Raw genomic sequence first — 25,522 nt, 5'->3', positions numbered from 1 at the left:
CTGCCGGCTGTCGAAATGCCGTTGCATGTGATGGTTATACCCTTTTATTGCTGCGTATTTTTACGGAGAAAGCATGTCTGAAACGCCTCAATTAAGCCTCATCGTTGCCGTTTATAACGGCGAAAAATTCCTGAGCGCTTTTTTTGACAGCATTAAACAGCAGAATTTATCCAGTCTGGAATTGATTATTGTTAATGACGGATCGACGGATCGCTCAGCTGAAATTATTTCCCGCTACGCCAACGAATTTACCCATTTTAAGGTTATCGACCAGGCTAATGGCGGCGTATCAGCCGCGCGCAACACCGGTCTGGCCGCGGCGACCGGCGAATACGTTGCCTTCCCGGATATTGATGACGTTATTTACCCTGGCATGTACCCGCGCCTGCTGGAGATCGCCTTTGCGGGCCAGCTGGATGTCGCGACCTGCAACGGCACCTATATTTATGACGATGGCCGTCCGTCGAAAAAAATTTTCCCGTCCGATAAGCTGGCCTCCACTGGCGTAATGGATGGCCCCGAATGGTTGCAGATAGCGCTGGCCTCGCGCAAATTCCTGCATGTCACCTGGCTGAATATTTATCGCCACGCCTTTATCAAGGCACAGGGTTTTACCTTCGAACATGGCCTGCGCCATCAGGATATCCCCTGGACCACGGAAGTACTGCTGACCGCGAAACGGGTGCAATACATTGACGAAGTCTATTACGACTATCTGATCCACTCTGCATCGGTCTCCCATACGCCAGGTACCGACGACACCCGCATGCGTTCGTCACGTCACTATATGAAGATCCTCGAAATGCTGGACGCCATCAATAAGCGCTACCCGGAGCAGGTAAAGCGTGTCCCGGCCTGTCAGTGGCAAATCGCCAAAGAGGGTTTGGGTATTTTGCACAGCATTAACAATATCGAAGACAGCGCGAAGAAACGCGAAATTACTCAGGAACTGTTCGATCGCGGCATCTGGTCGATGATCTGGCAAAACGCGCGCGGCTTACGCCAGCGCTGGCGTCTGGGACGTCGTTACTTCCGCCTTAAGAAAATCATCGGCTAACGGATATTATGAGCAAACTTAAATTACACGCAGTCTCCCGCGCTGATTTCATCGCTAAAAACTACGCAGATTTCCAGACGCTGCTGGATAACCGCGTGAACCCGGACACCATCCCGGAGCGCTTTTACTGCGGCGGGCGCGGCGGCTGGACGTTCCAGACAACCCTGGCGCTGAAGCACTATTACGGCGACGATATTGAGTGTTCTTTTGGCTCAGAGTGTCGCCCGGATGCCATCAACCTGATGCATAACGATGATTTTGGATCGCGCGTTAAACCCTGGCGTGGCGTCACCGTCGTCGCCCGTGCCGATCGTCCACCGGTGATTGGCGCCGACGTGGTGGTGGATCAGAACCCGGAAGCGGGCAACCGCAGCAATGGCGTCTTTGTACCCTACTGGCCGCAACCCGGCGTGAAACCGCGCGAACGTACCGATGAAACTGTCAAAACCGTGGCCTTTTTTGGCCGCGTGGATAGCTTCCCGGAGGCCTTCCGTAGCGACGAATTTAAGCAGCGCCTTGCTGAACAGGGCATCGACCTGCGCATCTCCTTCGATAACTGGACCAACTATCAGGACGTCGACGTCTGTATCAGCTTCCGTAAATCCCATGACCATAAGCTGACGCGCAAACCTGCCAGCAAGCTGATTAACAACTGGCTCGGCAAAACGGTAATGATCTGCGATGACGAACCCTCGTACCGTGCTATCCGCGAAAGCGAGCTTGATTATCTGATCGCCAAAACGCCTGATGAAGCCTTCGAAGCCATTATGCGCCTGAAGAATACCCCTGAACTCTATCGTCAGATGCGTGAACAGGGCGATAAACGTCTGCAGGTTTATTCCCGCGAAGCGGTCGCCGCGCGTTGGTTCAATCTGTTTGAGGATATCTGGCGTAAAGGACTGCATAAACGCCCTACTCTGATCCGCGCCCTGCGTTTTGGTTTTGGTAAAGCCATTCGCCCGCTCACTAAAAAGTTTTGAGTTACATTGAGTCCGTTCATGTTTAAAGCATCCTTACTCTCGCCCCTCACGCCGCGCCGCAATATCCTGCGCACCGTGGTGTTAACCCTGGTTTTCCTGGTGCTGTTTTCACTCTGTGAAATCATCATCCTGCTGAAAGACCATGTTTATCAGCCGAAATCCAGCGACATGTCGCTGTACCTGATTATCTCCCTGCTGGCGGCCATTAGCGCCCGCTTCTTCCTGACCCGGCTACTGCTGGCCGTCACCTTTATCGTCCAGATATCGGAAGCGGTCTATTACCAGTTCTACGGTCAGTTTTACGGCCCGAGCGAAGTATGGCTGGCCTTTGTCGAAACCAAAGATATCGCCAGCGGCATTACGGACAGCCTCGGATCGCTTGGGATTTACTTTGTCATCATGGCCGTCGCGGTGCTCTTTGCGCTGGTCTTTACCCGCCGCCTCGCGCCGCAGTGGCATAAGTGGGTCGCCATGCCTTGCCTGCTGGCTATCATGGTGATGTTTGTCGGCCAGTTCTATAAAGCCATCGACGGGCAGATGTATAAATTCAACCCGGATCTGCGCCACTCCTTACTGCGTAACGGTCTGTCCGCCATGAGCTTCAGTGCCATTCGCCTGATCCCGGAAGCCATTTCCGGCGAAAACCAGAGCCTCACGCATTATGCGCCCTATAAGGTCACGCCGGTTGAGGGTAGTCAGGCCGGGAAATACTCCATCATCCTGGCGATTGGTGAGAGCCTGAACCCGCACCACATCAGCGCCCTGGGCTATGAACGTGACACCACCCCGGAGCTGAAAGCGCTGATGCAGCAGTATCAGGGGACCGGGCGTCTGATCGTCTCTAACGCGGTCTCGACCCGCGTGGCAATCCCGATGCTGGTGAACAACCTGCGTGAGCCGGATAACTACGGCGCCTATAAGTCGAAGTCGACCAATATCTTCACTAATGCCAAAAAACAGGGCTACCAGACGGCGTTTATCTCCGCCCAGGGCCTGGAAGGATTGAGCAACTGGATCGGTATTCACGACATTGACCTGTGGGAAGATACGCAGATCCGCCCGGCGCCGGACGTGGGTGCCGATGTGGTGCTGACCCCTTCGGTTGAGCAGGCTAAGCTGGACTGGAACAAACCGTTCCTGATGGTGCTGAACAGCCGTGCGCCGCACATCCCTTACGAGCGCAACATCCCGCAAGGCTTCGCCAAATTCTCTACCCCACGTCTCGATGACGACGTGGCGCAGAAGAAAAACGAGTACGATGATGCCGTTCGCCTGTACGACAGAGAGCTGGCTTCGGCGATCCGTACCGCCATGGCGAAATCAAAGCTGCCGGTGCTGGTCTTTATCACCTCGGATCACGGGGAGCGCGTGGGTGATGGCGGTCTGTTTGGTCACTCTATCGTCGAGATGCCGATTGCCCAGGTGCCGTTCCTCTACTTCAGTAACGATCCGGCGTATGCGATGAGCGCCATCAGCCCGCAGATGCCGCTCAACCATTACCAGATGGCGACGCTGATCAACAAAATGCTGGGGTATACGGTCAGTAATCCGAACCAGAAAGACGACAGCTACTTTATCACCGGGGGTGATATTCGGGGACTGTCGGAGCGTGTCACCTATCACCTGAACGCGTTGCCGGAAGCGGAACGTTAAGCAGAAACAAAAAAACGGGCAGCGAATGCCCGTTTTTTTATCTGTGAACGCACGTAACGCAGGCAAATGGCTGAGCAAACGCGCCAAAGGGATAGCTTTAAACGGCCTAAATGCTTAGAATTTGCCCGCCGAAACTGAAAAAACGGATAATCGCTTGGAATTGTTGTATACCGCTCTGCTCTATATTATTCAGCCACTGGTGTGGCTACGACTGCTGCTGCGTAGCCGTAAAGCGCCTGCCTACCGTAAACGCTGGGCTGAACGCTATGGTTATTGCCGCAACAAAGTTGCGCCGGACGGTATCCTGCTCCATTCCGTTTCGGTGGGTGAAACGCTGGCCGCCATTCCGCTGGTCCGCGCCCTGCGCCACCGCTATCCGTCGCTGCCGATCACCGTCACCACCATGACGCCTACCGGTTCCGAACGCGCCATGTCCGCTTTTGGCAAAGATGTGCATCACGTCTATCTGCCGTATGATTTACCCTGTGCCATGAACCGTTTCCTTAACACCGTTCGCCCTAAGCTGGTGATCGTAATGGAAACCGAACTGTGGCCGAACATGATTTCTGCCCTGCACGCCCGCAAAATTCCCCTGGTGGTGGCTAACGCTCGCCTGTCAGAACGCTCCGCGAAGGGCTACGGCAAGCTGGGCAACTTTATGCGCCGCCTGCTGAGCAAGATCACCCTGATTGCGGCACAAAACGAAGAAGATGGCGCGCGATTCCTGTCGCTGGGCCTGAAGCGCAACCAGCTGGCGGTCACCGGCAGCCTGAAGTTTGATATTTCTGTTACCCCGGAGCTGGCTGCCCGGGCAGTCACATTGCGTCGCCAGTGGGCGCCGCGCCGCAAAGTGTGGATCGCCACCAGTACCCACGACGGTGAAGAAGAAATTATCCTGCAGGCGCACCGCCAGCTTCTTGAACGCTTCCCGGACCTGCTGCTGATCCTCGTGCCTCGTCATCCTGAACGGTTTAAAGATGCCCGCGAGATGGTGCAAAAGGGCGGATTCAGCTTCACGATGCGCAGCAGCGGTGAGATCCCGTCCGCCAGCACCCAGGTAGTGATTGGCGATACCATGGGTGAGCTGATGCTGCTTTACGGTATTGCCGATCTGGCCTTTGTGGGTGGCAGCCTCGTGGAGCGTGGCGGGCATAACCCGCTGGAGCCCGCAGCGCACGCCATCCCGGTGCTGATGGGGCCGCATACCTTCAACTTCAAAGATATCTGCGCCAAACTGCAGCAGGCGGACGGGCTGATTACCGTCACCGATGCGAACGCCATCGAAAAAGAGGTTTCAAACCTGCTGACCGACGAAGATTATCGTCTGTGGTATGGCCGTCACGCTGTCGAAGTGCTGCATCAGAACCAGGGGGCGCTGACCCGCCTGCTGCAGCTGCTGCAACCTTACCTGCCCCTGCGGAGCCACTGATGTCTGCGCGTCTGTCGGTGGTGATGATCGCCAAAAACGCCGCCGACCTGCTGCCGGATTGCCTCGCCTCTGTGGCATGGGCCGATGAGCTGATCCTGCTCGACTCCGGCAGTAGCGACGACACGGTTAACATCGCCCGCGCAGCCGGCGTACAGGTCCATATCGATGCCGACTGGCAGGGTTATGGTATTCAGCGCCAGCGGGCGCAGCAGTACGCCACCGGCGATTATGTCCTGATGATCGACACCGACGAGCGTGTAACCCCAGAGCTTAAACAGGCCATCCAGCGCGTACTGGCGGCCCCTCAGCCTGATGTTGTCTACAGCATCGCCCGGCGAAACTATTTCCTTGGCCGCTTTATGCGTCACAGCGGCTGGTATCCCGATCGCGTTATGCGTCTTTATCCGCGGACGCGCTATCAGTACAACGATAACCTGGTTCATGAGTCGCTGGCCTGCGACGGTGCGCCAGTGACTGCCCTCGATGGCGACCTCCTGCATCTGACCTGCCGTGATTTCGCCAGCTTTCAGCGTAAACAGCTTAATTACGCCACGGCGTGGGCCCAGGAGCGCCATCAGCGCGGCAAGAAAACCTCGCTGGCTGGGATTTTCAGCCACACCGTCGGCGCGTTTCTGAAGACGCTGGTGCTACGTGGCGGCGTGCTGGACGGTAAACAGGGCTGGTTACTGGCGGTGGTTAATGCCCAGTATACTTTTAATAAATACACCGAGCTGTGGGCGCTGAGCCGCGGCTACTCTGAGAAAGCGTGAGCCATGAGCACAAAAGCGATTTATCCGGGTACCTTTGATCCTGTCACCAACGGCCATATCGATATCGTCACGCGTGCCGCAAGCATGTTTGATACGGTGATTCTGGCGATTGCCGCCAGCCCCAGCAAAAAGCCCCTGTTCGATCTCGATGAGCGGGTTGCGCTGGCGAAAGCCGCGACCGCGCACTTATCCAATGTGGAGGTCGTGGGCTTTAGCGATCTGATGGCGAACTTTGCCCGCGCTCAACAGGCCAATATCCTGATTCGCGGACTGCGCGCGGTGGCCGATTTTGAATATGAGATGCAGCTGGCGCATATGAACCGCCATCTGATGCCTGAACTGGAAAGTGTCTTTCTGATGCCGTCCAAAGAGTGGTCGTTTATCTCCTCTTCGCTGGTGAAAGAGGTGGCGCGCCACGCAGGTGACGTCACCCATTTCTTACCCGCCAGCGTGCATCAGGCGCTGATGGACAAGCTGAAATAAATGTTTTGCCCGGTGGCGCTGCGCTTACCGGGCCTCCGCATCATTTCTGGCACTGACGGCAATAGAACGTTGCCCGCTGGGCATGCTTCGTTGCCACAATCGGTGTGCCACAGACCCGACACGGCTCATCTTTACGGCCATAGACCTGTAGCTCCTGAGCAAAGTAGCCCGGCTTGCCGTCGCTTTGCAGGAAGTCTTTCAGGGTAGTTCCGCCCTGCTCAATCGAACGCAGCAGTACGGCTTTGATCACCCGCACCAGCAGCTCGCACTCCTGCGCCGACAGCGATGAGGCTAACCGATCGGGATGGATCCCGGCGGCAAACAGCGATTCGCTGGCGTAGATATTGCCCACGCCGACCACCAGCTTGTTATCCATCAGCCAGGGTTTAATGGCGGTTTTCTTCTTCGCGCACTTCGCCTTCAGGTACTCCGCGTTAAACGCGTCAGAGAGCGGCTCCGGCCCGAGGTGCGCCAGCACATTATGCCCTTCCAGCTCTTTGGTCCACAGCCAGGCGCCAAAACGACGCGGATCGGTATAGCGCAGCACTTTGCCGTTGCTCATCACCAGATCGACATGGTCATGTTTTTCTGCGGGCAACTCTTTGCTGAGGATGCGCAGGCTCCCGGACATGCCCAGATGGATGATGATCCAACCGTCAGGCAACTCAAGCAGCAGGTACTTTGCGCGGCGCTGTACGCTGAGAACCGGTTTATCGCTTAGCGCATGGATCTCGTCAGAGACCGGCCAGCGAAGACGACCGTTACGGACAACAGCGTGAAGAATGGTCGCACCGACCAGATGAGGCTCAATGCCACGGCGGCTGGTCTCTACCTCAGGTAATTCAGGCATGGTTCCTCCGTTGAGATGCAGAATGCAAAAAACCCCGCAGATGCGGGGTTTTTCAATACAAGGAATCTAAAATTATTTGATTTTAGCTTCTTTGTACATAACGTGCTGGCGTACAACTGGATCGAACTTTTTCAGTTCCAGTTTTTCCGGCTTAGTACGTTTGTTCTTCGTGGTGGTGTAGAAGTGACCTGTACCAGCAGAAGAAACCAGCTTGATTTTCTCGCGAATACCTTTAGCCATGATTTATTTCCTCTTTAAGTACTTAGTACTTTTCGCCACGGGCACGCAGTTCAGACAGAACTGTATCGATGCCTTTCTTATCAATTACACGCATACCTTTAGCAGATACGCGCAGGGTGACAAAACGCTTCTCGCTCTCAACCCAGAAACGGTGAGAGTGCAGGTTCGGCAGGAAACGGCGTTTAGTCGCGTTCAGTGCGTGGGAACGGTTGTTACCGGTCACCGGACGCTTGCCAGTAACTTGGCAGACTCGGGACATGTCTATTCTCCAAAAATCAAATTAGCTCGAGCTTCGTATGGGGTATCGGCGCCTCGTCAGGCTTTACAGCCCGGTCATCGCGTAGTTCTTAGTGAACCATCGATTGCCAGGCCCAATTGCCAAACCCGAGATTCTCAAAGGTGGCGTAGTATACGCTGACTCGCGGATGTGCTCAAGTCCCGAACAGACAAAGATCCCGATGGATCGCGAGAAATGGCTTAAATCCACCCACGTTCGGCAAACGAAACGTACTCTCCGCGGCCAATGACCAGATGATCAAGAACACAAATGTCCATGAATTGACAGCATTTAATGATGCGTGCGGTCACGTCTCTGTCGGCTTTGCTCGGTTCGGCGCGCCCTGAGGGGTGATTATGCGCGAGGATCACGCCCGCGGCATTCACTTTTATCGCTTCGCGCACAATTTCCCGGGGATGCACCTCAACGTGGCGCAGGGTTCCCGAAAATAACCGGCTGTGGCTCAGCACCCGGTTTTGGTTATCGAGGAAGATAACCATAAAGATCTCGCGCTCCTCTTCCGCCAGTTGGCTGCGCACAAACTCCCGGGTCATCTGCGGGTCTTTTAGCGGATTGATGCTCCGAATCCCCGAGCAGTAATAACGGCGGGCAAGCTCCGCAATCCCTTTCAGCTGGGCGAATGTCGCCAGGCCAATTCCCTCGACCCGCCTGAAATCCTTCAGCTCTGCGGATAACAAACCGTGCAGCGAGCCGAAATGCTGCAACAGATCTCTGGCAAGCGCAAACACGTTTTTACTCCGCGTCCCGGTACGCAGGAAGAGCGCCAGCAGCTCTTCGTCCGTCAGCCGTGTCGCGCCATCCCGTAGCATTTTCTCCCGCGGCAGCAGCGGGGATAGTGTCTCCATACCCTCTCCTTCTCCATCACCACGCTATGCTGCCACAGCACCTGTCGCCTCACGAGGCTCTGTTTTTCGTATTGCGTAGCGCCTCGCAAAGTGGCGGATGGACAACAGCACGATGCTTTTCGGATTGTGATAAAATGCCCGCCTCTCAGCTGAACCCAACAGGAAAGAATCATGATGAGCCTGGCCGGTAAAAAAATCGTTCTTGGCGTGAGCGGCGGCATTGCAGCCTATAAAACGCCGGAACTGGTGCGCCGTTTACGCGAGCGCGGGGCGGACGTGCGGGTGGCAATAACCGAAGGGGGCAAAGCGTTCATTACGCCGCTGAGCCTGCAGGCCGTTTCAGGCTACCCGGTGTCGGACAGCCTGCTCGATCCGGCGGCAGAAGCCGCAATGGGCCATATTGAGCTGGGTAAATGGGCCGATTTAGTCATCCTCGCCCCCGCCACCGCCGATCTCATCGCCCGCGTTGCCGCCGGCATGGCTAACGACCTGGTTACCACTATTTGCCTGGCCACTCCGGCGCCCGTTGCCGTGGTCCCGGCCATGAACCAGCAGATGTACCGCAACGCGGCAACGCAGCATAACCTGGCGACCCTCGCCTCTCGCGGGCTGTTAATCTGGGGGCCGGATAGCGGTAGCCAGGCCTGTGGCGATGTGGGTCCGGGCCGCATGCTGGATCCGCTGGCGATTGTGGATCTGGCCGCGAGTCATTTTTCACCTGTCAACGATCTGCAACATCTCAACATCATGATTACCGCGGGTCCGACGCGTGAACCGCTGGATCCGGTGCGCTATATCACCAACCAAAGCTCCGGCAAGATGGGCTTTGCGATTGCCGCCGCCGCCGCGTCGCGCGGGGCAAAGGTGACGCTGGTGAGCGGCCCGGTTTCGCTGCCAACGCCTCCAGGGGTGCAGCGCATCGACGTCACTACCGCGCTGGAAATGGACGCCGCGGTTCAGGCCCATGCGCAGCAGCAGCAGATTTTTATCGGCTGTGCTGCCGTGGCGGACTATCGTGCTGCCGCCATAGCCGATGAGAAAATCAAAAAGCAAGGCGATGAAATCACGATAAAAATGGTGAAAAACCCCGATATCGTAGCCGGGGTCGCGGCATTAAAAGATCGCCGCCCTTACGTCGTTGGGTTTGCCGCTGAAACGAATAATGTGGAAGAATATGCCCGGCAAAAACGTACCCGCAAAAACCTCGATTTGATTTGCGCGAACGACGTATCGCTGGCCTCACAAGGATTCAACAGCGACAGCAACGCATTGCACCTTTTCTGGCAGGATGGAGATAAAGTCTTACCGCTTGAGCGCAAGGAACTCCTGGGCCAACAATTACTGGACGAGATCGTTACCCGTTATGATGAAAAAAATCGACGTTAAGATTCTGGACCCGCGTGTTGGTCAGCAATTTCCACTGCCGACCTATGCCACTTCCGGCTCTGCCGGTCTTGACCTGCGTGCCTGCCTCGACGACGCCGTAGAACTGGCACCCGGCGCTACCACGCTGCTGCCGACCGGCCTTGCGATCCACATTGCCGACGCCTCTCTGGCGGCGGTGATCCTGCCGCGTTCCGGCCTGGGTCATAAGCATGGTATCGTGCTGGGCAACCTGGTGGGTCTTATCGATTCTGACTATCAGGGTCAACTGATGGTTTCTGTCTGGAACCGTGGCCAGGAGAGCTTCACCATTCAACCCGGCGAGCGTGTCGCCCAGATGGTGTTCGTCCCGGTGGTACAGGCTGAATTTAATCTGGTAGAAGATTTCGACGCGACCGATCGCGGCGAAGGCGGCTTCGGCCATTCCGGGCGTAAATAAACCCGGCTATACGCATCCCACAACGTATAACGTAATAACAAACCGCAAACAGCCGTTTGCGGTCGTTGTGTGGACGTCAGCCTGACTAGTGATTATTTTCAGGGGTATTTTGTAACATGGCAGAAAAACAAACAGCGAAAAGGAATCGTCGCGAAGAAATACTTCAATCTCTGGCTCTGATGCTTGAATCCAGCGATGGCAGTCAACGCATCACCACCGCAAAACTGGCCGCCTCTGTGGGCGTGTCGGAAGCGGCGCTGTACCGTCATTTTCCCAGCAAAACGCGGATGTTCGACAGCCTGATCGAGTTTATCGAAGATAGCCTGATCACGCGTATCAACCTGATTCTGAAGGATGAAAAAGACACCACCGCACGGCTGCGTCTGATTGTCCTGCTGATCCTCGGTTTCGGCGAGCGCAATCCGGGGTTAACCCGTATCCTGACCGGCCACGCGCTGATGTTTGAACAGGACAGATTGCAGGGGCGTATTAACCAGCTTTTCGAACGTATTGAGGCGCAGCTGCGCCAGGTATTACGCGAAAAGAAAATGCGCGAAGGGGAAGGCTTCACCACGGATGAATCACTGCTTGCCGGGCAAGTTCTGGCCTTCTGTGAAGGGATGCTCTCCCGCTTTGTGCGCAGTGAATTCAAATATCGTCCGACGGACGATTTTGATGCCCGCTGGCCGCTCGTGGCCGCGCAGTTGCAGTAACCCTGTATCCGCCTTATCCGGCCTACGGTTTTCGTAGGCCCGGTAAGCGTCGCGCCACCGGGCCATTGACTTATACGCCGTACGCTTCGCGATAGGCGCGCACTGCCGCCAGGCTCTCTGCCATCTCCGGCTTCTCTTCCATCCAGGCAATCAGATCTTTCAGGGTGATGATTGAGGTCACTTTGCAGTTGTAGTCACGCTCCACTTCCTGAATGGCGGAGATATCGCCACGTCCGCGCTCCTGGCGGTCCAGCGAGATCAGCACGCCCGCCAGCGTGGCGTTATTCGCCTGGATAATCTCCATCGATTCACGGATGGCGGTGCCTGCGGTGATCACATCGTCTACCAGCATCACCCGACCTTGCAACGCGCTACCGACCAGGTTACCGCCTTCACCGTGAGTTTTAGCCTCTTTGCGGTTAAAGCAGTACGGCACATCGCGATCGTGATGCTCCGCCAGTGCCACGGCGGTGGTGGTCGCAATCGGAATACCTTTGTACGCCGGGCCAAACAGCAGGTCGAATTCGATCCCGGAATCCACCAGCGCTTCGGCATAGAAGCGGCCTAACAGTGCCAGATCGCGCCCGGTATTAAACAGCCCGGCGTTAAAGAAATAGGGGCTCTTGCGCCCGGATTTCAGCGTAAATTCGCCAAACTTAAGTACCTGCTTGCTAAGCGCAAACTCAATAAACTGGCGCTGATACGGTTTCATGGATTCGCTCCTTTCTCTTTTCTCTCTTACAGGCAAAAAAAAGGCGACTCATCAGTCGCCTTTAAAATCAATTTTCTAACGCCGCCTTCTGCGTCGTTACGATAGATTCGATCCCCTCTCGGGCCAACGCCAGCAGAGAGAGCAGCTCTTCGTGGGTAAACGGCTCACCTTCTGCCGTGCCCTGTACCTCGATGATGCGACCATCTTCGGTCATCACCACGTTCATGTCGGTCTCTGCCGCGGAGTCTTCAACGTACTCCAGATCGCACAGCGCTTCGCCATTGACGATACCTACTGATACCGCCGCCACCATGCCTTTCAGCGGGTTCGCTTTCAGTTTACCGGCCGCAACCAGTTTGTTCAGGGCATCGGCCAGCGCCACACAGGCTCCGGTAATAGAGGCAGTACGGGTGCCGCCGTCCGCCTGGATCACGTCGCAGTCCAGGGTGATGGTGAACTCGCCCAGGGTTTTCAGATCAACAGCGGCGCGCAGCGCACGCGCGATCAGACGCTGGATCTCCATGGTGCGACCGCCCTGCTTGCCCTTCGCCGCTTCGCGGGCGTTACGGGTGTGGGTGGAGCGTGGCAGCATGCCATATTCGGCAGTGATCCAGCCCTGCCCCTGGCCTTTCAGAAAGCGCGGTACGCCTTCTTCAATGGAGGCGGTGCACAGGACTTTGGTGTCACCAAATTCAACAAGCACGGAACCTTCAGCGTGTTTTGTATAGTTACGGGTCAGGGTGACGGGGCGCACCTGGTTGGCGCTACGACCTGATGGACGCATGATGATATCTCCGGCTTGAAACGAATGTGGCTGCGCATTATACGGATTAAACGCGCTTATTCCTATCCTGAGAAAGCCCCGAAAGCTATAATCCCCCCATCTCTCCTCTGAAAACGGAAAAGTCTATGATCCGCAGTATGACCGCCTACGCCCGCCGTGAAATCAAGGGTAGCTGGGGCAGCGCTACCTGGGAAATGCGCTCGGTAAACCAACGCTATCTTGAAACCTATTTCCGTATGCCAGAACAGTTCCGCAGCCTTGAGCCTGTCGTGCGTGAGCGTATCCGCGCTCGCCTGACCCGCGGAAAGATTGAATGCAACCTGCGTTTTGAGCCCGATGCGAGCGCGCAAGGTGAGCTGATCCTGAACGAGAAACTGGCTAAACAGCTGGTGAACGCCGCTAATTGGGTCAAAATGCAGAGCGACGAAGGCGAAATTAACCCGGTGGATATTCTGCGCTGGCCTGGCGTGATGGCGGCAGGCGAACAGGATCTGGACGCCATTACCGCTGAGATCCTTACCGCGCTGGACGGCACGCTGGACGATTTCATTTTAGCCCGTGAAACCGAAGGTCAGGCGTTGAAAGCGCTGATCGAGCAACGCCTGGAAGGCGTTAGCGGTGAAGTGGCGAAAGTCCGCGCCCATATGCCGGAGATTCTGCAGTGGCAGCGTGAGCGTCTGGTCGCCAAACTGGAAGATGCCGAAGTCCAGCTGGAAAACAACCGTCTCGAACAGGAGCTGGTGCTGATGGCCCAGCGTATCGATGTGGCGGAAGAGCTGGATCGTCTGGAAGCGCACGTCAAAGAGACCTACAACATCCTGAAGAAGAAAGAGGCCGTGGGCCGTCGTCTCGACTTTATGATGCAGGAATTCAACCGCGAGTCGAACACGCTGGCGTCCAAGTCTATCAACGCCGAAGTCACTAACTCTGCGATTGAACTGAAGGTGCTTATTGAGCAGATGCGCGAACAGATTCAGAATATCGAATAAACATTAGCGCGCGTTTTTCGCTATTAATGGTCCCGCTAAGGGACCATTGTCAATTAATGACTTTAAGTATGTCCTGAATCCCACCTGCGCATCAGAATATAAGAACTCCTTTTCTATTTTTGTTAGAATGCACGCCGCACTCAATATTCTTATCTTTCCTCTCAGGAAACATAATGGCAAACATCAACTTATCCTTAGAGGAAGCCTCCAGCCTCTCAGTTGACCGCGATTTCCGGCAGGACATTAACCTGCTGCGCGGAATAGCCATTCTTTCTGTAGTGTTTTATCACTTTATCGCCACCCTGCTGCCCGGCGGTTTCGCTGGTGTGGATGTGTTTTTCGTTATCTCCGGCTTCTTGATGACCAAAATCATCGCCACAGGCCTTGAGCGAAATAGCTTCAACCTTATTCAGTTTTATGCCGCGCGCTGTAAAAGAATAATTCCCGCGCTGCTGGCGATGTGTCTGATCGTCGCCGCGACGACCTTTTTCTGGTTGCCAACAAATGAGTACCAGAAACTCGGAAATTATATTGGCTATGCTGCCTTATTTATATCCAATCTGAAACTTAACAAAGAGTCCGGGGACTATTTTGCTCCCGACTCCCATGAGAACTGGTTTTTACATACCTGGTCATTGTCCGTCGAATGGCAATTTTATCTGGTGTTACCCTTCATTATGATGGGGCTCTATCCCCTCAGAAAAAAACTGAACACCGGTTTATGCCTGGCCATACTCACCGTTGCGTCGTTTATCGTGAGTGTCACCCACACGCCCAACGCTGCGGCCACCAGCTTCTACCTGATGCCTTATCGCGCCTGGGAGATGTTATGCGGTGGGCTGGTGTGGTATGCCTCACAGCGCTTTGTGATGCCGTTGATGCTTCGCCCGGTTGCGGCAATCGCGGGTTACGCGCTGATCCTGCTGTCACTCTTTTTCATCACCGCTGAGCATGCCTGGCCAGGACCGCTGACCTTACTGCCCATCGCGGGCGCGATGATGGTGATCTACAGCGACTACCAGCCGCTGGTGAGCCTGTTCGACCGTAATTTTCGCTGGGCGGGGCTGAGCTCGTACTCCGTCTATTTATGGCACTGGCCTGTGGCGGTGGTTCTGCTCTACAGCGGAAAGCAGCACAACGGGCTGTGGGTCATGAGCGCGATTGCGCTCTCCTTCGCCATCGGCTGGCTGTCGTGGGTGCTGATTGAGCAACTCGGCAAAAATTACCTTAGCCAGCGTTCAAGCCGCGCTTTCTGGTTGATCCTCTTTGCCTGCGTAGGTGTCGCCTGGCTGTTCAGCTATCTGGTGAAAAACCAGATCGTGGTCAGCCAGCCCGACCCGCTCGTCAATAAAATCGCGCTGGAAGCCACCAACAAAAACTACGCTGCCAATCCTAAAACGCACCTGAGCGCCTATGGCACAGGGAAGCCCGTCGCCATCATCATTGGCGACAGCCATGCGGAAGCCACCGCAACCGCGCTGGCAGAAGCGGCGCAAGGTAGGGGCTCTGTTATCGGGATCACCTACTCTGGCTGTCCGACGCTGGCAAGGGGCGAACTGGGGGCGCGCAATCGATGCGGGGAATTTAACCGCTCTCTCCCTTCAAGGCTGAAGGATTACGCGCCGGACGTACCGGTGGTGATTGTGAACCGCCTGACGCACTATGCCGAAAAGCAGCTTGTCACCTTCGGGGCCGGGCAGCAAAACAAGCAGGACTACCTGCGTCAGTACTCTGATGCCATCGTTGATATGGCATGCTCGCTCAACAGTACGCGTCCTGTTTATCTGGTGAATCCGATCCCCGAGATGGCGCAAAACGTTCCCCGCACGTTATCTCATCGCCTGATGACCGGGAAAACCACGCACGACTTATCCATACCCGTCGCGACTTACGCCAAACAAAACGCCGTTATTTTGCAGGCGCAGGCGCGGGCGGCAAAACAGTGTGGCGTTCAGGTGCTCGATCCCACCGCCTGGCTCTGTACGGCGGGCCGCTGCATGGGCAGTAAGAATTTACAACCATGGTATTTCGACGATAACCACCTCAGCGAAACCGGGAATAAGATGCTGGTGCCGATGTTCCGGCAGATTTTTAGCCCCCAGCAGCGTTAAAGGCCAAATTAATCTAATGCAATATCTATGTTAAAAACAGGTAATAGCCCTCTTTAAGCCAAAGTGGCATTAGATAATCTAATGCATATTCGATCGCACAAGAAAATCTAAATCGTGAGCCAGAGCACAAAACGTTACCCTGACGCTCTTATTTCTGGGGGTAACATGCTGCTGCATATCCTGTATCTGATCGGTATCACCGCTGAAGCCATGACCGGCGCCCTCGCCGCCGGACGTCGTCGTATGGACACCTTCGGCGTCATTATTATTGCCACTGCCACGGCGCTGGGTGGCGGCTCCGTTCGGGATATCCTGCTGGGCCACTATCCGCTCGGCTGGGTCCAACATCCTGAGTATGTGATTATTGTGGCCGTCGCCGCCGTGTTGACCACCATTGCCGCCCCGGTTATGCCCCATCTGCGCCGTCTGTTTCTGGTGCTGGATGCCCTCGGCCTGATCGTCTTCTCCATTATTGGCGCCCAGGTCGCGCTGGATATGGGCCAGGGCCCGGTGATCGCCACTATCGCGGCGGTGATCACCGGCGTCTTTGGCGGCGTGCTGCGCGATATGTTCTGTAAACGCATCCCGCTGGTCTTTCAGAAAGAACTCTACGCTAGCGTCTCTTTCGCCTCCGCCGTGCTCTATGTCGCTTTGCAGCATTACGTGAGCAATCAGGATGTGGTGATCATCTCCACGCTCTTATTTGGCTTTACCGCCCGCATGCTGGCGCTGCGTCTGAAACTGGGATTACCCGTTTTTTATTACACCCACGATAGTCACTAAAAGCCCTCTACGCCCTGTTCACCCAGCCAGGAAGCCAGGGCGTTAACGGTGGGATGATGAACAAAATCCACCAGCCTGTGCGCCTTTTCCGGGCCGATGCCCGGCACCTGATGCCAGCGTAACGCATCTCTCTCCAGTAACTGCTGCCACTGCCGATCGCTAAGCGCGCGCAGGGCCCTTCGCGGCAGGGGAACGCCAAGCGCATCCAGCCAGCGGGTAAAAGGCTGACGGCGAACCAGATTGAATTGATGCCAGAGCCGCAGGCCCCGCTCTGACGTTATGCCGGGTGTGTGTTGCAACTGCTCCTGACTGAGCGCCAGCCAGGAAAAGAGATGTTCAAAGTGGTGCGCCTGATGCAGCGACTGCCAGCCAGCCTCACCCAGCCCGGCGATATTTAACACCGACGACGAACTCAGCCACTTCAGCCGGGCCATAAACTGCCCGTGGCACTCCGGCGCGGCATAAAAACAGGTGAGCGGGGTAAAACGCCTTTCTGGCGGCACGGGTTTGCGGCGATCGCTCCCCCGCCAGACGACGTTATCCACGCGCGGGATCCCCTGCCCGGCCAGACTAATTTGGATCTGATCCCCCGGCGCAATATCCAGCGCCTGCCAGCGTCCCACTGACCCGAGGTTTACGCGCTGCACCTGCTTATCATCAAGCTGTACGGGCTCCAGGATGGCAACCACCGCGATCCTGCCGGTACGTCCCACGGTGAAATTGATGGCCCGAACTTCGGCAACCCGGGCGACCGGCGCATATTTCCACGCCACGACCCAACTGCCCTCGCCGGGAAGCCAGCGGTGACCCGGAGGCTCCTGCGCCGAGCGGATGATGACCCCATCGGTCACAAACGGCAGGGGCGATGTAAACCAGCGTTCGCGTATTTTTTCTGCTGACTCCAGCGAACTGACTTTATGCGTCCATAACCCGGTAAGGGTGAACCCTGCCTGGGTTAATGCCTGTAGCCGTTCAGGCATCGAGGCGGGGCCGTCCGGCCATGCCCAGATGAAAATACCGATCTTATCCAGCCCTGCGCCGGTATCGTGTCGCATCATCGTCCCGGCGACTTTTGCCCGCGCATTCATCCCACCCATCTGCTTCTGGATATGGTTATCGCGCAGTAAAAAGAGCTCCCCCTGCAACACGCTGTTGGCAAGCGGGCCTTTTACCTGCCCGGGAACCGAGGCGATGCGTTTTACTTTCTCCGTCCAGTCTTCGCCTTTAAGTCCGTCGCCACGGCTGGTGGCCTGCACCAGTTGACCCTGGCGGTAGACCAGCGTGACCGCCACACCATCCACTTTTGGCTGGATCCAGAGATCGCGACGCGACTGCATCCACTGGCGGAGCGCTGTTTTATCGGCTATCTTCGCGACTCCAGTGTGGCCGACCGGGTGCCTGACCGAACCACCCGCAGCCACCGGTACGTCTGCCGCCTGTTCGTCGCCAAAGCAGTGCCGCCACTGTTTAAGCCTTGCCGCCAGCTGGTCATAGACTTCGTCGTTGACGTCGCTGGTGCCCTGTTGCCAGTACACCTTATCCCAGCGTGCTATTTGCGCGCTGAGCCTGGCTATCTCCTGCTCTGCCTGGGTAGGCGACCAGACCGGGCATATCGCCTGACCGGCACTGCTCCAGATTGCTAACAGCACGCTAAAATATCGCCACATCGTCACTCCTCCCTGTTTTGCAGGGGGTATAACGCGAAGCACAGCCGCAGGCGAGAGGCAAAAAACGACTTTACGAGGCAATCTCAGAATTAAATCTTTGTTGCAGCAAACGCCCCATAAAACCGGAAAAAGGTACGCAAAAATCAACCGGAATGCGGAAAAAGTGTGACAAAGGCTACGTCACGAAGCGGCGACGTGTATAATAAGCCCGTATGTAGGACTTCAACGCTATCAACATACAAAGACTCTCATGGCTCAAGGCACGCTTTATATTGTTTCTGCCCCAAGTGGCGCGGGTAAATCCAGCCTGATTCAGGCGCTGTTAAAAACCCAACCGTTGTACGATACGCAGGTTTCTGTTTCTCACACCACGCGCGCGCCGCGTCCGGGTGAAGTACACGGTGAACACTATTTCTTTGTCGATCACGATGAATTCAGAACGATGATTGGCAGAGATGCGTTTCTTGAACACGCTGAGGTCTTCGGTAACTATTACGGCACCTCGCGTGAAACCATCGAGCAAGTGCTGTCGACCGGCGTAAACGTATTCCTGGATATCGACTGGCAGGGCGCGCAGCAGATTCGCCAGAAAATGCCCGATTCACGCAGCATTTTTATTTTGCCGCCATCGAAAGATGAGCTGGATCGCCGTCTCCGTGGCCGCGGCCAGGATAGCGAAGAGGTTATCGCAAAACGTATGGCCCAGGCAGTTGCGGAAATGAGCCATTACGCCGAATATGATTACCTGATTGTGAATGATGATTTTGACGCCGCCCTGAGCGATCTCAAAACTATCCTTCGCGCCGAACGTCTGCGTATGAGCCGCCAGAAGCAGCGACATGACGCATTAATCACCAAACTGTTGGCAGACTGAACCCACATTCAGTATCATGCCCAGTCATTTCTTCATCTGTGGAGCATTTTAAGTATGGCACGCGTAACTGTTCAGGACGCTGTAGAGAAAATTGGTAACCGTTTTGACCTGGTGCTGGTCGCCGCGCGTCGCGCTCGTCAGATGCAGTCAGGCGGTAAAGATCCACTGGTACCGGAAGAAAACGATAAAACTACCGTTATCGCACTGCGCGAAATCGAAGAAGGCCTGATCAACAGCCAGATCCTCGATGTTCGTGAGCGCCAGGAGCAGCAAGAGCAGGAAGCCGCAGAACTGCAGGCCGTTACCGCCATTGCTGAAGGTCGTCGTTAATTAAACCTGCGGGTCGCCCTTGTATCTGTTTGAAAGCCTGAATCAACTGATTCAAACCTACCTGCCGGTAGATCAGATTAAACGTCTCCAGCAGGCGTATCTCGTTGCACGTGACGCTCACGAGGGTCAGACACGTTCAAGCGGTGAACCCTATATCACGCACCCGGTAGCGGTGGCCTGTATTCTGGCCGAGATGAAACTCGACTATGAAACACTGATGGCCGCCCTGCTGCATGACGTGATCGAAGACACCCCTGCCACCTACCAGGATATGGAACAGCTGTTTGGCAAAAGCGTTGCCGAACTGGTGGAAGGGGTCTCTAAGCTTGACAAGCTGAATTTCCGCGACAAGAAAGAGGCGCAGGCCGAAAACTTTCGCAAGATGATCATGGCGATGGTGCAGGATATCCGCGTCATTCTGATCAAACTTGCCGACCGTACCCACAATATGCGCACGCTGGGCTCGCTTCGCCCGGACAAACGTCGCCGTATTGCCCGTGAAACCCTCGAAATCTACAGCCCACTGGCGCACCGTTTAGGTATTCATCACATTAAAACCGAGCTGGAAGAGCTGGGTTTTGAAGCGTTGTACCCGAACCGCTTCCGTGTGATCAAAGAGGTGGTGAAAGCCGCGCGTGGCAACCGTAAGGAGATGATTCAGAAGATCCTCTCGGAAATCGAAGGGCGTTTGCAGGAAGCCGGTATTCCCTGTCGCGTCAGCGGTCGCGAAAAGCATTTGTACTCCATCTACTGCAAAATGGTGCTTAAAGAGCAGCGTTTTCACTCGATCATGGATATCTACGCCTTCCGCGTGATCGTTCATGACGCCGACACCTGTTATCGCGTGCTCGGTCAGATGCACAGCCTCTACAAGCCGCGTCCGGGCCGAATGAAAGACTATATCGCCATTCCAAAAGCGAACGGATATCAGTCTCTGCACACCTCGATGATTGGCCCGCACGGCGTGCCGGTTGAGGTGCAAATTCGTACCGAAGATATGGATCAGATGGCGGAGATGGGTGTTGCCGCGCACTGGGCCTACAAAGAGCACGGCGAAACCAGCACTACCGCGCAAATCCGCGCCCAGCGCTGGATGCAGAGCCTGCTGGAGCTGCAGCAGAGCGCCGGTAGCTCGTTTGAATTTATCGAGAGCGTTAAATCCGATCTCTTCCCGGATGAGATTTACGTTTTCACACCAGAAGGGCGCATTGTCGAGCTGCCTGCTGGTGCCACGCCGGTCGACTTCGCCTACGCCGTGCATACCGATATCGGTCATGCCTGCGTGGGGGCACGTGTCGACAGGCAGCCTTACCCGCTGTCACAGCCATTGACCAGCGGCCAGACGGTGGAAATCATTACTGCCCCAGGCGCGCGTCCGAACGCGGCGTGGCTCAACTTCGTCGTAAGCTCGAAAGCGCGCGCCAAGATCCGTCAGCTGCTGAAGAACCTCAAACGCGATGACTCCGTCAGCCTGGGTCGCCGTCTGCTCAACCACGCGTTGGGTGGCAGCCGCAAGCTGGCTGAAATCCCGAAAGAGAGCATTCAGCACGAGCTGGAGCGTATGAAGCTCGCCTCGCTTGATGACCTGCTGGCAGAGATCGGTCTTGGCAACGCGATGAGCGTGGTGGTGGCGAAGAACCTGCAGCAGGGCGAAACCTCTGTGCCGCAGCCGTCATCAACCAGCCATGGGCACCTGCCGATCAAGGGCGCCGACGGCGTACTGATCACCTTTGCCAAGTGCTGCCGCCCTATCCCTGGCGATCCAATTATCGCCCACGTCAGCCCGGGTAAAGGTCTGGTTATCCATCACGAATCCTGTCGTAACATCCGCGGCTATCAGAAAGAGCCAGAGAAGTTTATGGCGGTCGAGTGGGATAAAGAGACCGAGCAGGAATTTATCACCGAGATCAAGGTAGATATGTTCAACCACCAGGGCGCGCTGGCGAACCTGACCGCGGCGATCAATACCGCCTCTTCCAATATTCATAGCCTGAATACCGAAGAGAAGGATGGCCGGGTCTACAGCGCCTTTATTCGTCTGACCGCGCGGGACCGTGTGCATCTGGCGAATATCATGCGTAAAATCCGCGTGATGGCTGACGTCATTAAAGTCACCCGTAACCGAAACTAGTTTTATGAATTCAACGCGTTATGCCCGGATCTGCGAAATGCTCGCCAGGCGTCAGCCCGATCTGACGGTGTGCATGGAGCAGGTGCATAAACCTCATAACGTTGCTGCTATCGTCCGTACCGCTGATGCCGTCGGCGTGCATGAAGTGCACGCCGTCTGGAAGGGGACGCGGATGCGTCCTATGGCCTCGGCTGCCGCAGGCAGCAACAGCTGGGTACAGGTCAAAGCCCACAACACTATTGGCGAAGCCATTTCGCATCTGAAAGGGCGAGGCATGCAGATTCTGGCGACCCACCTTTCCGACAAAGCCGTCGATTTCCGTGAAATTGATTACACCCGCCCGACCTGCATTCTGATGGGTCAGGAGAAGACGGGGATCACTCAGGAAGCCTTAGATCTGGCGGATCAGGACATCATCATTCCGATGATCGGCATGGTGCAGTCGCTGAACGTCTCCGTGGCCTCCGCCCTCATTCTGTATGAAGCCCAGCGTCAGCGGCAAAATGCCGGGATGTACAAACGCGAGAACAGCATGCTGCCGGACGATGAGCAGCAGCGCCTGCTGTTTGAAGGCGGTTATCCGGTGCTGGCCAGAGTGGCGAAGCAGAAAAAATTACCGTACCCCCACGTGAATCTGCAGGGCGAGATTGAAGCCGATGCGACGTGGTGGGCGACGATGCAGGCGGCGAAGTAAATTATGCAGGGCCGTCTGCTGGATGCTGTGCCGCTCAATTCCCTGACGGGTGTTGGCGCAGCCCAGAGCAGCAAACTGGCGAAAATTGGCCTGCATACCGTGCAGGATCTCCTCCTGCACCTCCCCCTGCGTTACGAAGACCGCACTCAGCTTTATCAGATTGGTGAACTCCTGCCTGGCATTTACGCCACCGTTGAAGGCGAAGTCCTGAACTGCAACATCACCTTCGGCGGTCGCCGGATGATGACCTGCCAGATCAGCGACGGCTCCGGCATCCTGACGATGCGCTTTTTTAACTTCAATGCGGCAATGAAAAACAGCCTCGCCACTGGACGACGGGTGCTGGCCTATGGCGAAGCCAAACGCGGGAAATATGGCGCGGAGATGATCCACCCGGAGTACCGCGTGCAGGGCGATCTCAGCACGCCGGAGATGCAGGAGACGCTGACGCCGGTCTACCCGACCACCGAAGGCGTTAAGCAGGCGACGCTGCGCAAGCTGACCGATCAGGCGCTGGAGCTGCTGGACACCTGTGCCATTGCCGAACTTCTGCCGCCGGAGCTGGCGCAGGGGATGATGAGCCTGCCGGATGCGTTGCGTACTCTCCATCGCCCGCCGCCCTCACTGCTGTTGAGCGATTTAGAGAGCGGGCAACACCCGGCGCAGCGACGTCTTATTCTCGAAGAGCTACTGGCGCACAACCTGAGCATGCTGGCGCTGCGCGCCGGGGCACAGCGTTTTCACGCCCTGCCGCTCCCGGCCCGTAATGAATTAAAAGAGAGGCTTCTGGCCTCGCTGCCGTTTAAACCCACCGGGGCGCAGGCCCGCGTCACCGCCGAGATCGAGCATGATATGGCGCTGGACGTGCCGATGATGCGCCTGGTGCAGGGCGACGTAGGCTCGGGCAAAACGCTGGTGGCCGCCCTGGCCGCATTACGCGCCATTGCCCACGGCAGACAGGTCGCCCTGATGGCGCCTACCGAACTGCTGGCCGAGCAGCACGCCAACAATTTCCGCGCCTGGTTTGCGCCGCTGGGCGTGGAGGTGGGCTGGCTTGCCGGTAAGCAAAAAGGCAAAGCGCGACAGGCGCAGCAGGAAGCCATTGCCAGCGGTCAGGTGCAGATGATTGTCGGCACCCATGCCATCTTCCAGGAGCAAGTGCAGTTCCACGGTCTGGCACTGGTGATCATTGATGAGCAGCACCGTTTTGGTGTGCATCAGCGTCTGGCGCTGTGGGAGAAAGGTCTCCAGCAGGGTTATCATCCGCACCAGCTGATCATGACCGCCACGCCCATTCCCCGTACCCTGGCGATGACCGCCTATGCCGATCTAGACACCTCCGTTATCGACGAGCTGCCCCCGGGCCGTACGCCGGTAACCACTGTCGCCATCCCGGATACGCGCCGCAGCGACATCATCGATCGCGTGCGCAACGCCTGCCTGCAGGAAGGGCGTCAGGCCTACTGGGTCTGTACCCTGATTGAAGAGTCCGATCTGCTGGAAGCGCAGGCGGCAGAAGCCACGTGGGAAGAGTTAAAGCTGGCCCTGCCGGAGCTGAACGTCGGGCTGGTGCATGGCCGGATGAAACCTGCGGAAAAACAGGCGGTGATGCAGGCCTTCAAGCAGGGCGAACTGCATCTGCTGATTGCCACCACGGTGATTGAAGTGGGGGTGGACGTGCCTAACGCCAGCCTGATGATCATCGAAAACCCGGAACGTCTGGGTCTGGCGCAGCTGCACCAGCTGCGTGGCCGCGTCGGACGTGGCGCGGTGGCCTCGCACTGCGTATTGCTCTATAAAGCCCCGCTGTCGAAAACAGCGCAAAAACGTTTGCAGGTGTTACGCGACAGCAATGACGGCTTTGTGATTGCGCAACAGGATCTGGAGATCCGTGGGCCGGGAGAGTTGCTCGGCACCCGTCAGACCGGTAACGCCGAGTTTAAAGTGGCAGATTTGATGCGCGATCAGGGCATGATCCCCGAAGTTCAGCGTCTGGCACGCCATATTCATGAACGCTACCCCGAACAGGCGGCAGCGTTAATCGATCGCTGGATGCCAGAGACCGGGCGTTACTCGAACGCCTGATCAGCCGAAGATGGGCAGCATCAGATAGAGCTTAATCACGATCGCGTTGACGATATCAATAAAGAACGCCCCCACCATCGGCACCACCAGAAACGCCATATGCGACGGACCGAAACGCTCGGTAATGGCCTGCATGTTGGCGATCGCCGTCGGCGTGGCCCCCAGACCAAAGCCGCAATGGCCGGCCGCCAGCACCGCCGCATCGTAGTTTTTACCCATCATCCGCCAGGTAACGAACATGGCGTACAGCGCCATAAACAGGGCCTGCACGATCAGGATCGCCAGCATTGGCAGCGCAAGCGAGGCCAGCTCCCACAGCTTCAGGCTCATCAGCGCCATCGCCAGGAACAGCGACAGGCAGACGTTGCCCAACACCGACACCGCCCGCTCAAAGACGCGATAAAAGCCCATCAGGGCCAGGCCGTTGCTGAGGATCACCCCCACAAACAATACGCAGACAAAGACCGGCAGCTCCAGCACGGTGCCAGCCAGCAATTGCGCAATCACCTTGCCCACCGTCAGGCAGATGGCGATCAGGGCGATGGTTTCAATCAGCACCAGGGAGGTGATCATGCGTCCGACGTCCGGCTTTTCAAATGCCGATGGCGTCAACTCATCGTCCGGGCAGCCATTCGGGTTGGTGGAGCGCTTCACCAGAAAGCGCGCGACCGGTCCGCCGATCAGGCCGCCCAACACCAGCCCGAAGGTGGCGCAGGCCATTGCCACTTCGGTGGCATTCTGGAAGCCATAGCGTTCAACAAACAGCTTGCTCCAGGCCGCGCCGGTACCGTGACCGCCCGACAGGGTAATCGAACCGGCCAGCAGGCCCATCAGTGGGTCCAGCCCCAGCAGCGACGCCATGCCGATGCCGATGGCGTTCTGCATCACCAGCAGACCGACCACCACAATTAAGAACACCCCAAGCACCTTCCCGCCTGCCCGCAGGCTGGAGAGGTTGGCGTTCAGGCCGATAGTGGCGAAAAAGGCCAGCATCAGCGGGTCTTTTAAGGTCATATCAAAGTTGATTTCCCAGCCCATGCTTTTTTTCAGCACCAGCAGCGCGATGGCGGCCAGCAATCCGCCCGCAACGGGCTCCGGGATGGTGTATTTTCTGAGGAAGGGAACGCTGTGAACCAGTTTACGGCCAAGCAGTAAAACGAGAGTTGCCGCAACGAGGGTCGACAACGTATCGAGATGAATCATAGTGGGCTCCTTTTAAGGC

Annotated in this window: 25 protein-coding genes; 17 read left to right on the top strand and 8 right to left on the bottom strand. The window is 56.5% G+C overall.

Translation table 11 applies throughout. The features are described from left to right. Positions 1–73: 73 nt before the first annotated feature. From GNG29_RS00490 to coaD, 6 genes are all read left to right on the top strand, one after another. The gene (locus GNG29_RS00490) at positions 74–1,057 is read left to right on the top strand and encodes a glycosyltransferase (RefSeq protein WP_156653688.1); all 984 of its coding nucleotides are present in this window, start codon (positions 74–76) and stop codon (positions 1,055–1,057) included. A gap of 8 nt (positions 1,058–1,065) precedes the next feature. Continuing rightward, positions 1,066–2,037, top strand: coding sequence for a glycosyltransferase (locus GNG29_RS00485; protein WP_103177722.1), 972 nt, complete (start codon positions 1,066–1,068; stop codon positions 2,035–2,037). Positions 2,038–2,055: 18 nt separating this feature from the next. Continuing rightward, on the top strand, positions 2,056–3,690 hold the full coding sequence (locus GNG29_RS00480; RefSeq protein ID WP_156653687.1) for a sulfatase-like hydrolase/transferase: 1,635 nt from the start codon (positions 2,056–2,058) through the stop codon (positions 3,688–3,690). A 154-nt stretch (positions 3,691–3,844) separates the two neighbouring features. Beyond that, positions 3,845–5,119, top strand: a complete 1,275-nt coding sequence (gene waaA, locus GNG29_RS00475; protein WP_103181012.1) for a lipid IV(A) 3-deoxy-D-manno-octulosonic acid transferase — start codon at positions 3,845–3,847, stop codon at positions 5,117–5,119. Beyond that, positions 5,119–5,889: a glycosyltransferase family 2 protein gene (locus GNG29_RS00470; protein ID WP_156653686.1), complete on the top strand. Its 771-nt coding sequence runs from the start codon at positions 5,119–5,121 to the stop codon at positions 5,887–5,889. The genes waaA and GNG29_RS00470 overlap by 1 nt, the downstream gene beginning before the upstream one ends. A 3-nt stretch (positions 5,890–5,892) precedes the next feature. Continuing rightward, complete coding sequence (gene coaD, locus GNG29_RS00465) at positions 5,893–6,372, top strand: pantetheine-phosphate adenylyltransferase (protein ID WP_156653685.1); 480 nt, start codon at positions 5,893–5,895, stop codon at positions 6,370–6,372. Positions 6,373–6,412: 40 nt separating this feature from the next. Here the strand turns inward: coaD and mutM are convergent, their stop codons facing one another. The 4 genes from mutM to radC form a co-directional block, all read right to left on the bottom strand. After that, positions 6,413–7,222 carry a bifunctional DNA-formamidopyrimidine glycosylase/DNA-(apurinic or apyrimidinic site) lyase gene (gene mutM / locus GNG29_RS00460; protein WP_156653684.1) on the bottom strand — a complete coding sequence of 270 codons (810 nt, stop codon included), beginning with the start codon at positions 7,220–7,222 and terminating at the stop codon, positions 6,413–6,415. A 72-nt stretch (positions 7,223–7,294) separates the two neighbouring features. Beyond that, entirely contained in the window at positions 7,295–7,462 is a 168-nt protein-coding gene (gene rpmG, locus GNG29_RS00455; RefSeq protein ID WP_013094893.1) for a 50S ribosomal protein L33, read from the bottom strand. Between the two features lie 22 nt (positions 7,463–7,484). Then, entirely contained in the window at positions 7,485–7,721 is a 237-nt protein-coding gene (gene rpmB, locus GNG29_RS00450) for a 50S ribosomal protein L28 (RefSeq protein WP_002436699.1), read from the bottom strand. A gap of 218 nt (positions 7,722–7,939) precedes the next feature. Beyond that, positions 7,940–8,605: a RadC family protein gene (gene radC, locus GNG29_RS00445; RefSeq protein ID WP_156653683.1), complete on the bottom strand. Its 666-nt coding sequence runs from the start codon at positions 8,603–8,605 to the stop codon at positions 7,940–7,942. Between the two features lie 174 nt (positions 8,606–8,779). Here radC and coaBC point away from each other — a divergent pair, with 174 nt between their 5' ends. From coaBC to slmA, 3 genes are all read left to right on the top strand, one after another. Continuing rightward, positions 8,780–9,991, top strand: a complete 1,212-nt coding sequence (gene coaBC / locus GNG29_RS00440; protein ID WP_156655424.1) for a bifunctional phosphopantothenoylcysteine decarboxylase/phosphopantothenate--cysteine ligase CoaBC — start codon at positions 8,780–8,782, stop codon at positions 9,989–9,991. Continuing rightward, positions 9,969–10,427 (top strand): dUTP diphosphatase, encoded by a 459-nt coding sequence (dut, locus tag GNG29_RS00435; protein WP_168191994.1) that lies wholly within the window; start codon positions 9,969–9,971, stop codon positions 10,425–10,427. The genes coaBC and dut overlap by 23 nt, the downstream gene beginning before the upstream one ends. A gap of 116 nt (positions 10,428–10,543) precedes the next feature. Continuing rightward, positions 10,544–11,140, top strand: a complete 597-nt coding sequence (gene slmA / locus GNG29_RS00430; protein ID WP_103177716.1) for a nucleoid occlusion factor SlmA — start codon at positions 10,544–10,546, stop codon at positions 11,138–11,140. A gap of 70 nt (positions 11,141–11,210) precedes the next feature. Here the strand turns inward: slmA and pyrE are convergent, their stop codons facing one another. Further along, positions 11,211–11,852, bottom strand: a complete 642-nt coding sequence (pyrE, locus tag GNG29_RS00425) for an orotate phosphoribosyltransferase (protein ID WP_103177715.1) — start codon at positions 11,850–11,852, stop codon at positions 11,211–11,213. Positions 11,853–11,919: 67 nt separating this feature from the next. Continuing rightward, entirely contained in the window at positions 11,920–12,636 is a 717-nt protein-coding gene (rph, locus tag GNG29_RS00420; protein ID WP_103177714.1) for a ribonuclease PH, read from the bottom strand. Positions 12,637–12,761: 125 nt separating this feature from the next. Between rph and GNG29_RS00415 the strand changes: the two genes are divergently transcribed. The 3 genes from GNG29_RS00415 to GNG29_RS00405 all read left to right on the top strand — a co-directional run bounded on the left by GNG29_RS00415 (position 12,762) and on the right by GNG29_RS00405 (position 16,519). Next, positions 12,762–13,625, top strand: coding sequence for a YicC/YloC family endoribonuclease (locus tag GNG29_RS00415; protein WP_156653682.1), 864 nt, complete (start codon positions 12,762–12,764; stop codon positions 13,623–13,625). 173 nt (positions 13,626–13,798) lie between these two features. Continuing rightward, positions 13,799–15,736, top strand: a complete 1,938-nt coding sequence (locus GNG29_RS00410) for an acyltransferase family protein (protein WP_156653681.1) — start codon at positions 13,799–13,801, stop codon at positions 15,734–15,736. 165 nt (positions 15,737–15,901) lie between these two features. Next, complete coding sequence (locus GNG29_RS00405; protein WP_156653680.1) at positions 15,902–16,519, top strand: trimeric intracellular cation channel family protein; 618 nt, start codon at positions 15,902–15,904, stop codon at positions 16,517–16,519. On the opposite strand, the gene ligB is transcribed toward GNG29_RS00405, so the two are convergent. Next, positions 16,516–18,186 (bottom strand): NAD-dependent DNA ligase LigB, encoded by a 1,671-nt coding sequence (ligB, locus tag GNG29_RS00400; RefSeq protein ID WP_156653679.1) that lies wholly within the window; start codon positions 18,184–18,186, stop codon positions 16,516–16,518. The two genes, GNG29_RS00405 and ligB, sit on opposite strands and share 4 nt — an antisense overlap. Positions 18,187–18,436: 250 nt before the next feature. Here ligB and gmk point away from each other — a divergent pair, with 250 nt between their 5' ends. The 5 genes from gmk to recG are packed head-to-tail and all read left to right on the top strand — an operon-like array spanning position 18,437 to position 24,300. After that, complete coding sequence (gmk, locus tag GNG29_RS00395; RefSeq protein ID WP_103177697.1) at positions 18,437–19,060, top strand: guanylate kinase; 624 nt, start codon at positions 18,437–18,439, stop codon at positions 19,058–19,060. A 54-nt stretch (positions 19,061–19,114) separates the two neighbouring features. Continuing rightward, positions 19,115–19,390, top strand: coding sequence for a DNA-directed RNA polymerase subunit omega (rpoZ, locus tag GNG29_RS00390; protein WP_039030179.1), 276 nt, complete (start codon positions 19,115–19,117; stop codon positions 19,388–19,390). A 19-nt stretch (positions 19,391–19,409) separates the two neighbouring features. After that, positions 19,410–21,521: a bifunctional GTP diphosphokinase/guanosine-3',5'-bis pyrophosphate 3'-pyrophosphohydrolase gene (gene spoT, locus GNG29_RS00385; protein WP_103177696.1), complete on the top strand. Its 2,112-nt coding sequence runs from the start codon at positions 19,410–19,412 to the stop codon at positions 21,519–21,521. Positions 21,522–21,525: 4 nt separating this feature from the next. Then, positions 21,526–22,215, top strand: a complete 690-nt coding sequence (gene trmH, locus GNG29_RS00380; RefSeq protein WP_103177695.1) for a tRNA (guanosine(18)-2'-O)-methyltransferase TrmH — start codon at positions 21,526–21,528, stop codon at positions 22,213–22,215. A gap of 3 nt (positions 22,216–22,218) precedes the next feature. Next, positions 22,219–24,300, top strand: coding sequence for an ATP-dependent DNA helicase RecG (gene recG / locus GNG29_RS00375; protein ID WP_103177694.1), 2,082 nt, complete (start codon positions 22,219–22,221; stop codon positions 24,298–24,300). Here the strand turns inward: recG and gltS are convergent, their stop codons facing one another. Next, complete coding sequence (gltS, locus tag GNG29_RS00370; RefSeq protein ID WP_156653678.1) at positions 24,301–25,503, bottom strand: sodium/glutamate symporter; 1,203 nt, start codon at positions 25,501–25,503, stop codon at positions 24,301–24,303. Positions 25,504–25,522 lie beyond the last annotated feature (19 nt).

This window comes from Leclercia sp. Colony189 (assembly GCF_009740165.1).
Classification (GTDB): Bacteria; Pseudomonadota; Gammaproteobacteria; order Enterobacterales; family Enterobacteriaceae; genus Enterobacter.
Note: the sequence above shows the minus strand (reverse complement) of the source record. Positions and strands in the feature narration are given on the sequence as shown.

Excerpts from the sequence above, each read along its gene's own strand:
- GNG29_RS00490 (WP_156653688.1), top strand. The coding sequence starts at position 74 with ATGTCTGAAACGCCTCAATTAAGCCTCATCGTTGCCGTTTATAACGGC.
- GNG29_RS00485 (WP_103177722.1), top strand. The coding sequence starts at position 1,066 with ATGAGCAAACTTAAATTACACGCAGTCTCCCGCGCTGATTTCATCGCT.
- GNG29_RS00480 (WP_156653687.1), top strand. The coding sequence starts at position 2,056 with ATGTTTAAAGCATCCTTACTCTCGCCCCTCACGCCGCGCCGCAATATC.
- GNG29_RS00470 (WP_156653686.1), top strand. The coding sequence starts at position 5,119 with ATGTCTGCGCGTCTGTCGGTGGTGATGATCGCCAAAAACGCCGCCGAC.
- coaD (WP_156653685.1), top strand. The coding sequence starts at position 5,893 with ATGAGCACAAAAGCGATTTATCCGGGTACCTTTGATCCTGTCACCAAC.
- mutM (WP_156653684.1), bottom strand. The coding sequence starts at position 7,222 with ATGCCTGAATTACCTGAGGTAGAGACCAGCCGCCGTGGCATTGAGCCT.
- rpmG (WP_013094893.1), bottom strand. The coding sequence starts at position 7,462 with ATGGCTAAAGGTATTCGCGAGAAAATCAAGCTGGTTTCTTCTGCTGGT.
- rpmB (WP_002436699.1), bottom strand. The coding sequence starts at position 7,721 with ATGTCCCGAGTCTGCCAAGTTACTGGCAAGCGTCCGGTGACCGGTAAC.
- radC (WP_156653683.1), bottom strand. The coding sequence starts at position 8,605 with ATGGAGACACTATCCCCGCTGCTGCCGCGGGAGAAAATGCTACGGGAT.
- coaBC (WP_156655424.1), top strand. The coding sequence starts at position 8,780 with ATGAGCCTGGCCGGTAAAAAAATCGTTCTTGGCGTGAGCGGCGGCATT.
- dut (WP_168191994.1), top strand. The coding sequence starts at position 9,969 with ATGATGAAAAAAATCGACGTTAAGATTCTGGACCCGCGTGTTGGTCAG.
- slmA (WP_103177716.1), top strand. The coding sequence starts at position 10,544 with ATGGCAGAAAAACAAACAGCGAAAAGGAATCGTCGCGAAGAAATACTT.
- pyrE (WP_103177715.1), bottom strand. The coding sequence starts at position 11,852 with ATGAAACCGTATCAGCGCCAGTTTATTGAGTTTGCGCTTAGCAAGCAG.
- rph (WP_103177714.1), bottom strand. The coding sequence starts at position 12,636 with ATGCGTCCATCAGGTCGTAGCGCCAACCAGGTGCGCCCCGTCACCCTG.
- GNG29_RS00415 (WP_156653682.1), top strand. The coding sequence starts at position 12,762 with ATGATCCGCAGTATGACCGCCTACGCCCGCCGTGAAATCAAGGGTAGC.
- GNG29_RS00410 (WP_156653681.1), top strand. The coding sequence starts at position 13,799 with ATGGCAAACATCAACTTATCCTTAGAGGAAGCCTCCAGCCTCTCAGTT.
- GNG29_RS00405 (WP_156653680.1), top strand. The coding sequence starts at position 15,902 with ATGCTGCTGCATATCCTGTATCTGATCGGTATCACCGCTGAAGCCATG.
- ligB (WP_156653679.1), bottom strand. The coding sequence starts at position 18,186 with ATGTGGCGATATTTTAGCGTGCTGTTAGCAATCTGGAGCAGTGCCGGT.
- gmk (WP_103177697.1), top strand. The coding sequence starts at position 18,437 with ATGGCTCAAGGCACGCTTTATATTGTTTCTGCCCCAAGTGGCGCGGGT.
- rpoZ (WP_039030179.1), top strand. The coding sequence starts at position 19,115 with ATGGCACGCGTAACTGTTCAGGACGCTGTAGAGAAAATTGGTAACCGT.
- trmH (WP_103177695.1), top strand. The coding sequence starts at position 21,526 with ATGAATTCAACGCGTTATGCCCGGATCTGCGAAATGCTCGCCAGGCGT.
- recG (WP_103177694.1), top strand. The coding sequence starts at position 22,219 with ATGCAGGGCCGTCTGCTGGATGCTGTGCCGCTCAATTCCCTGACGGGT.
- gltS (WP_156653678.1), bottom strand. The coding sequence starts at position 25,503 with ATGATTCATCTCGATACGTTGTCGACCCTCGTTGCGGCAACTCTCGTT.